The organism is Paraburkholderia sp., assembly GCF_035501035.1.
GTDB lineage: Bacteria > Pseudomonadota > Gammaproteobacteria > Burkholderiales > Burkholderiaceae > Paraburkholderia.
Map to the genome: position 1 here is coordinate 1 of NZ_DATJWR010000216.1, position 7,851 is coordinate 7,851.

Annotated in this window: 5 protein-coding genes and 1 pseudogene; 2 read left to right on the forward strand and 4 right to left on the reverse strand. The window is 63.9% G+C overall.

Annotation, left to right across the window (positions count from 1 at the left end; translation table 11 throughout):
* The 4 genes and pseudogenes from VMJ11_RS15505 to VMJ11_RS15520 form a co-directional block, all read right to left on the reverse strand.
* Positions 1-311 (reverse strand): annotated as a pseudogene (locus VMJ11_RS15505) (hypothetical protein); the annotation flags it as partial.
* The gene (locus tag VMJ11_RS15510; RefSeq protein WP_325620277.1) at positions 298-1,572 is read right to left on the reverse strand and encodes a site-specific integrase; all 1,275 of its coding nucleotides are present in this window, start codon (positions 1,570-1,572) and stop codon (positions 298-300) included. The pseudogene VMJ11_RS15505 and the gene VMJ11_RS15510, both read right to left, overlap by 14 nt.
* 128 nt (positions 1,573-1,700) lie before the next feature.
* Positions 1,701-2,237 (reverse strand): single-stranded DNA-binding protein, encoded by a 537-nt coding sequence (locus VMJ11_RS15515; protein WP_325620278.1) that lies wholly within the window; start codon positions 2,235-2,237, stop codon positions 1,701-1,703.
* 156 nt (positions 2,238-2,393) lie between these two features.
* Positions 2,394-3,554: an MFS transporter gene (locus VMJ11_RS15520; protein WP_325620279.1), complete on the reverse strand. Its 1,161-nt coding sequence runs from the start codon at positions 3,552-3,554 to the stop codon at positions 2,394-2,396.
* Positions 3,555-3,773: 219 nt separating this feature from the next.
* On the opposite strand from VMJ11_RS15520, the gene uvrA reads away from it, so the two are divergent.
* Positions 3,774-6,668: an excinuclease ABC subunit UvrA gene (gene uvrA / locus VMJ11_RS15525; RefSeq protein ID WP_325620280.1), complete on the forward strand. Its 2,895-nt coding sequence runs from the start codon at positions 3,774-3,776 to the stop codon at positions 6,666-6,668.
* Positions 6,669-6,755: 87 nt separating this feature from the next.
* Positions 6,756-7,841 (forward strand): AI-2E family transporter, encoded by a 1,086-nt coding sequence (locus VMJ11_RS15530; protein WP_325620281.1) that lies wholly within the window; start codon positions 6,756-6,758, stop codon positions 7,839-7,841.
* Positions 7,842-7,851 lie beyond the last annotated feature (10 nt).

Genomic DNA, 7,851 nt, shown 5'->3' on the forward strand with positions numbered 1-7,851 from the left:
GCTACTGGCTCGCGTGTCGCATTTCGCTTGAAGAGAAACAGGTCTTTGGCACGATAAAACATGTTGCCAAGGTGCCGTGTTGACTTATTTTGTGCGTACCAGAGCAACGCTGCTTTGAACGCGCTCTTAAATCCCGGTTCAAGTTCAGGCAGTTCATAGAAATGAAGCTTGAGTTCATGTGTACCCTCCCTCAGCTCCCAGAGGTCGAGGTGCGGCTGAAACAGCGAACCACCGCGCGCCTTGGAAATCTCCGGGAGAGTGCCTAAATACGGCAGGCGGACCGCCGAGGTAATACCGCTATTCGCTATCATTGAGTGGTTTCACCATCTTGTTCTGCAGTTGTAGCGAGGCCTCGCGCGCTTTTCGTTCGATTTCCCGCCGGGTGTAGGTTTCCGCTGTGCCGGAGGTCTCCGACCAGCCCATAATGTGCGACCGCGCCTTCTTTTCCACTTCGGGGTCCATGCCTTGTTCGTCGGCGACCTTCGAGAAGTTGTAGTTGTTCGTGTGGCGGAACAGGTGCGGAAAGAGACCCAGCAAGTCGGGATGCCTTGCGTTGAGCACATCGAATATCTTGTTGAGTCCGCGAAGCGAGAGCGGCGCCCCGCCATTCGCGACGAAGAGGAACTCGTGCTTTCGTGCGGCGGGAAAGCGGCGCCGTTCCTCAAAGATGTAGTGCCGCGTGCGCTGCGCCAAATCGGCGCTGATAGCCAGGAGGCGGTCGGCCGTCTTGGCATTGGGCTGGTGGACGCGTGGGTCATTCGGGTCATCCGCGCGCCGGGCAATGAACACTTCATTCGCCCGGAAATTCATATCCCTGACCTTCACGCCGAGAAGTTCGCCGCGCCGGACGCCAAGCCCCATGAACCAGCGCACGATGAGTTCGTTGCGCACCCGCGCGTGCCGGCCTTCCCACGGATTCTCTGGCGAATTCACATCAACGATTTGCCACAGACGCTCCTGTGCCGCCTCATCCAGCGCCCTTCGGCCACGTGCCCTGTTGCGGCCTTTGTCATCAGGGACACGGGCGGTCAAGCCGGAGGTCACAATCTCCCTCGCGCTGAGCAACGCCGCGCGCGACGGGTGTCGCGCGCTCAGACTCAGCACACATCTGTCGGCCAACCAGCCGACGAACTGCCGGATATACCGAATCCGCACGCCAGCGGTATCCCCGGCGACTTCAGGAATGGCTTTGTTTGCCCTGGCCCGGTAATTTTCGAGGGAAACGACCGCAGGCCCGGCCACGTTTGGGCTGGCATCGACCTGTGCCTCGATATCGGGCATTGGAAGGCGGCACAGCTGTACAAGCGCGTCGAGCTCGCCCAGCTCGAGCAGCCGCCCGTCCAGCATGCGCTCGGTCAGGTCGATTTGATACATGTCGCAGAAAAGCAGGAACACCTTCAGCGCGCGCAGGACCTGCTCTATGGTGGCGCTCGCCCGGTTGCGCGCCCGGAATTCGGTAAGTGCGAAGACAGTCGGCTCGAACAGCGGAACGCCGGTGCAGACATTGACCAGCATCGGGAAGCGCTCGCCTGACTCGAAAACGGGGTTCCTGACGGTGTAGCGCTCGGCCATTTATTTACATTTTCAAAAGTGCCCGGTTCGCAGGACGATACCGGAGCGTTTAAAAAATGTATATAAGAAAAAGGCCCGCAGCCACGGCGGGTTGCAGGCCTGCTAATTACACTTCCTAAAAGTGCCTATTAAAATGGAATATCGTCATCCATCTCGTCGAAGCCGCCGCCGGCCGGTGCGCTCGAACGCCCGCCTGCTGCGCCGCCGCCACCACCGCTCGCACGCGGCGCGCCGCCGCCAGCCGAAGCGCGGCCACCGCCGCGCGGTGCGGACGGCTCACGGCTGTAGCCGCCGTCGTCGCCCATGTCGCCACCCATCGAAGCGCCGCCGCTGCGGCCGCCGAGCATCTGCATCTGGTCAGCGACGATTTCCGTCGAATAACGGTCGGTGCCGTCCTGCGCCTGCCACTTGCGCGTGCGGATGCGGCCTTCGATATACACCGACGAGCCCTTCTTCAGGTACTCCGAGACGATCTCGGCCAGACGCCCGAAAAACGACACGCGGTGCCATTCGGTCATTTCCTTGAACTCGCCGGACGCCTTGTCCTTGTAGCGGTCCGTCGTGGCGAGCCGGATGTTCGCCACGGCATCGCCGCTCGGCAGATAGCGCACTTCCGGATCGGCGCCGAGGTTGCCGACGAGGATCACCTTGTTCACGGATGCCATGAATTTCTCCTGTTTGATTCCGTTGCGAGGAGCGGCCGCGCGGTGCGCGCCAGCGAGCACTCTATGCGCCATCGCCGGGTGCGGACCGCCTCCGCGAATTACGTTGAATTGCGTTGAACTGCGTTGTTGCGAACCCTGGTTCGCGCAGATTCGACTTCAGGCCCGCCTGGGCGGCGCCTTCATATTGGCCGCGATTATAAGCCAGCACAAGACGAGCCCCGAGCACGCGTAGAACACCGCGCTCGCACCCTCGTGCTTGAGCAGATAGCCGCCCACCACGCCGCCGAGCGCAAGCCCGATCGATTGCGTGGTGTTGTACACGCCCGTGGCCGCACCCTTGCGGTTGCCCGGCGCGAGCTTCGAGACGAGCGAAGGCTGCGACGCCTCGAGGATGTTGAAGCCGAGGAAGTACACGAACAGCACGGCCGACACGATGACAAGTGTATGCGCGAGCGAGCCGAGCAACAGCTGGCCGATCAGGATAAGACCAATGGCCGAGACGAGCACGGCCTTCATCTTGCCCCGCTTCTCCGCGGCGATGATGGCCGGCACCATCATGACGAACGCGAGGCCCATGACCGGCAGGTAAATTTTCCAGTGCGACGCGACCGGCAGGCCCGCATCCACCAGCAGGCGCGGCACGACGAGAAAGAGCGCCGTTTGCGTGGCATGCAGCACGAGCACGCCGAAGTTCAGGCGCAGCAGCTCGACGTTGTGCAGCACTTCGGCGAACGGGGCGCGCACGTGCACGGGTTTCTTCGGCGAATCGGGTACGACCCAGATCACCACGCCCACTGCGAGAATCGAGAACACGCCCACCAGCGTGAACAGGCCGCTCATGCCGACCCAATGGAACACGATCGGCGCGCCCACGATAGCGACGGCGAACGACACGCCGATCGAGCCCCCCACCATCGCCATGGCTTTGGTGCGGTGCTCCTCGGCGGTCAGGTCGGCGATGAACGCGAGCACCGCCGACGACACGGCGCCCATGCCCTGGATGACCCGGCCGACGATGATCCACGTCATGTCGTGCGCGCCGGCCGCCACGAAGCTGCCTATCGCGAAGATCACGAGGCCAGTTGCGATGACGGGCTTGCGGCCCACCATGTCGGAAACCCAGCCGTAGAAGATGTAGAGAAGCGACTGCGTGACGCCGTAGGCGCCGAGCGCGATGCCGACGAGCAGCAGGTTGTCGCCGCCGGGAATGGTTTTCGCGTAGACCGAAAACACCGGCATGATCATGAACAGACCCAGCATGCGCAGCGCGAAGATCGCGGCGAGCGACACGGTCGCGCGCAGTTCGGGCGCGCTCATGCGTGAGGAGGTAGCGGGTGATTTGGAGGACATCGGAGCGTTAAATGTTTGGATCGCCGCTACCCGCTCGTTCATGACCGGGACGCTCCCTGACTCGCCTCTTTCGAGGCCCTTTCACTTGCCGCTCCGGGCCCTTTCAAAGACCGTCAGCAAGCCGTAACGGCGGTCTGGAAAAGTCGCTATAGTAGCAGGTTTGGTCTCCCTTTCTCCCGCAGGTTCATGGAACAGATCCGTATCCGTGGGGCCCGAACCCACAACCTGAAGAACGTCAATCTGGACCTGCCGCGCCACAAGCTCGTGGTGATCACCGGGCTTTCGGGCTCGGGCAAGTCTTCGCTCGCGTTCGACACGCTCTATGCCGAAGGCCAGCGGCGCTATGTGGAGAGCCTCTCGGCCTACGCGCGCCAGTTCCTGCAATTGATGGAAAAGCCCGACGTCGACCTGATCGAGGGTCTGTCGCCGGCAATTTCCATCGAGCAGAAGGCCACCTCGCACAATCCGCGTTCGACGGTCGGCACCGTCACCGAGATCCACGACTACTTGCGGCTGCTTTACGCGCGCGTGGGCACGCCCTACTGTCCGGATCACGAAATCCCGCTGGAGGCGCAAAGCGTCTCGCAGATGGTGGACGCCGCGCTCGCGCTGCCCGACGAAACGAAGCTGATGATCCTCGCGCCCGTGGTCGTCGACCGCAAGGGCGAGCACGCCGAGCTCTTCGACGACATGCAGGCGCAGGGTTTCGTGCGCTTTCGCGTGCGCTCGGGCGGCGGCACGGCCAACGAAGGGGAGGCCAGGATCTACGAGGTGGAGTCGCTGCCCAAGCTCAAGAAGAGCGAGCGCCACACCATCGACGTCGTGGTGGACCGCCTGAAGGTGCGCCCCGACATGAAGCAGCGCCTCGCGGAGTCGTTCGAGACCGCGCTGCGTCTGGCCGACGGCCGCGCCATCGCGCTCGAAATGGACACGAACCGGGAGCACCTGTTCAGCTCGAAGTTCGCCTGCCCGATCTGCTCGTACTCGCTGCCCGAGCTGGAGCCGCGCCTCTTCTCGTTCAACAACCCGATGGGCGCGTGCCCCGAGTGCGACGGCCTCGGCCAGATCACGTTCTTCGATCCGAAGCGCGTGGTGGCGCACCCGTCGCTCTCGCTCGCGGCGGGCGCCGTGAAGGGCTGGGACCGGCGCAACCAGTTCTACTTCCAGATGCTGCAGAGCCTCGCGGCGTTCTACGAGTTCGACATCGACACGGCATTCGAGGACCTGCCCGAGAAAGTGCGCAAGATCCTGCTCTACGGCTCGGGCAAGCAGCAGATTCCGTTCTCGTACATCAACGAGCGCGGCCGCACCTCGGTGCGCGAGCACGTATTCGAAGGGATCATCCCGAACCTGGAGCGCCGCTACCGCGAGACCGATTCGGCCGCGGTGCGCGAGGAGCTCGCCAAGTATCAGAACAACCAGGCCTGCCCGCACTGCGAAGGCACGCGCCTGCGCCGCGAGGCGCGCTTCGTGCGCATCGGCGGCGCGGGAGAAGACGCGCGCGCCATCTACGAGGTGAGCGGCTGGCCGCTGCGCGACACGCTCGGCTATTTCCAGACGCTGCACCTCGAGGGCGCCAAGCGCGAGATCGCAGACAAGGTGGTCAAGGAGATCGTCGCGCGCCTCATGTTCCTCAACAACGTCGGGCTCGACTACCTGTCGCTCGATCGCAGCGCGGAGACGCTTTCCGGCGGCGAGGCGCAGCGCATTCGCCTCGCCTCGCAGATCGGCTCGGGCCTCACGGGCGTGATGTACGTGCTCGACGAGCCGTCCATCGGCCTGCACCAGCGCGACAACGACCGCCTCATCTCCACGCTCAAGCACCTGCGCGACCTCGGCAATTCGGTGATCGTCGTCGAGCACGACGAGGACATGATCCGCATGGCCGACTACGTGGTCGACATGGGCCCCGGCGCGGGCGAGCACGGCGGCATGGTGATTGCGCAGGGCACACCGGGGGAGGTCGAGCACGATCCGGCCTCGATGACCGGGCAGTACCTCTCGGGCGCGCGCCGCATCGAATACCCGGACGAGCGCAAGGAGGCCGACGAGCGGCGCCTGCGCATCGTCGAGGCGCACGGCAACAATCTCAAGCACGTGACGCTCGACCTGCCGGTGGGGCTGCTCACCTGCGTGACGGGCGTTTCCGGCTCAGGCAAGTCCACGCTCATCAACGACACGCTCTACCACGCCGTGTCGCAGCATCTGTATGGGTCGTCGGCGCAACCGGCACCGTTCGAGGCGATCGAGGGCCTCGAGCACTTCGACAAGGTCATCAACGTCGATCAATCGCCGATCGGCCGCACGCCGCGCTCGAACCCGGCCACCTACACCGGCCTCTTCACGCCGATCCGCGAACTATTCGCCGGCGTGCCGGCGGCCAAGGAGCGCGGCTACGAATCGGGCCGTTTTTCCTTCAACGTGAAGGGCGGCCGCTGCGAGAGCTGCCAGGGCGACGGCGTGCTGAAAGTGGAAATGCACTTCCTGCCGGACGTCTACGTGCCATGCGACGTCTGCCACGGCAAGCGCTACAACCGCGAGACGCTGGAGATTCAGTACAAGGGACGGAACATCAGCGAAGTGCTCGACATGACGGTCGAGCAGGCCTATGAGTTCTTCAAGGCGGTGCCGGTGGTGGCGCGCAAGCTGAAGACGCTGCTCGACGTGGGCCTTGGCTACATCCGCCTCGGCCAGTCGGCCACGACGCTCTCGGGCGGCGAGGCGCAGCGGGTGAAGCTTTCGCTTGAGCTATCCAAGCGGGACACGGGCCGCACGCTGTATATACTCGACGAGCCGACCACGGGTCTGCACTTCCACGACATCGCGCTGTTGCTGGAGGTGATCCACCGGCTTCGCGACCAGGGCAACACGGTGGTCATCATCGAGCATAATCTCGATGTCATCAAAACCGCCGACTGGATCGTGGACATGGGCCCCGAGGGTGGCGCGGGCGGCGGCCAGATCGTGGCCCAGGGGACGCCCGAGCAGGTGGTGAAGTCGAAGGCGAGTTTCACGGGCCGCTATCTCGCGCCGCTGCTCAAGCGCCAGATTGCCGCGCTCGACACCGCCACGGGAAAGTAGCCGGGAAACCTGGCAGTAGAAAAAGCTGTAGCAACAACGAATCGGGGACGCTGCGTTCCCGCGGTCTGGAGACGGAATACATCCAACATGGTCAAGCGCAACGAAGCGACCGAAGATAAACAGGTGCGCGACCTGCGGCCGAGGCCGGTCAGGCTCACGAGCGACATGAGCCTGCCGAAGCTTTCTGCAGTGGAGATCGGCAGCTATATGGCCGCGCTTGCCGGAATGTGGGCGGTGCTGCACCTGAACCTGCTCGGCGCGCTGCTCGCGGGGATGCTCGTCTACCAGCTCGTCCATACCATCTCGCCGCTGATCGAGCGGCGCATGTCGAGCAGCCGCGCACGCTGGCTTTCGGTGGTGCTGCTCTCCATCGTGATCGTGGGCACGCTCACGGGACTCACGGTCGGCATCATCGAGCACTTCGAGGACGACGTGCCGAGCGTGCAGAAAGTGATGTCGCAGATGATGACGTTCGTCGACCAGGCGCGCGGGCGCATTCCCGAATCCGTCGCCGCGTATCTGCCCGTGGACGTCGACCAGCTGAAGGTCAAGGCGCTCGCGCTCATGCACGAGCACGCCACCCAGCTCGGCCAGGGCGGCAAGAGCGCCGCGCGCGTTTTCGGGCATATCGTGATCGGCATGATCATCGGCGCGATCATCGCCATTGGCGCGCAGAAGAACGCCACGCGGCTGCCGCTTTCCACCGCGTTCGTCACGCGCGTGGCGCGCTTCACCGACGCGTTTCGCCGCATCGTGTTCGCCCAGGTGAAGATTTCGGCCATCAACACGGTCTTCACCGGCCTCTTCCTGCTGCTCGTGCTGCCGCTCTTTCACGCGCCGCTGCCGCTCGCGAAGATGCTTGTCGTGGTGACTTTCGTCGTGGGCCTGCTGCCCGTGATCGGCAACCTGATCTCGAACACGCTGATCGTCGCCATCGCGCTCACCGTGAACCTGCCCGCCGCGGTCACGGCGCTCGTGTTCCTCATCGTGATCCACAAGCTCGAATACTTCCTGAACGCGCGCATCGTGGGCGGCCAGATCGAGGCGCGCACGTGGGAACTGCTCGTCGCGATGCTCGTGATGGAAGCCGCCTTCGGCCTCCAGGGCGTGATCGCCGCGCCGATCTTCTACGCGTATATCAAGCGCGAACTCATCTATCTGCGGCTCGTTTGAGCCGCGCGCC

What these genes read in the sequence shown, in the direction of transcription:
- uvrA (WP_325620280.1), top strand. Translation starts at nt 3,774, where the DNA reads ATGGAACAGATCCGTATCCGTGGGGCCCGAACCCACAACCTGAAGAAC.
- VMJ11_RS15510 (WP_325620277.1), bottom strand. Translation starts at nt 1,572, where the DNA reads ATGGCCGAGCGCTACACCGTCAGGAACCCCGTTTTCGAGTCAGGCGAG.
- VMJ11_RS15530 (WP_325620281.1), top strand. Translation starts at nt 6,756, where the DNA reads ATGGTCAAGCGCAACGAAGCGACCGAAGATAAACAGGTGCGCGACCTG.
- VMJ11_RS15520 (WP_325620279.1), bottom strand. Translation starts at nt 3,554, where the DNA reads ATGAGCGCGCCCGAACTGCGCGCGACCGTGTCGCTCGCCGCGATCTTC.
- VMJ11_RS15515 (WP_325620278.1), bottom strand. Translation starts at nt 2,237, where the DNA reads ATGGCATCCGTGAACAAGGTGATCCTCGTCGGCAACCTCGGCGCCGAT.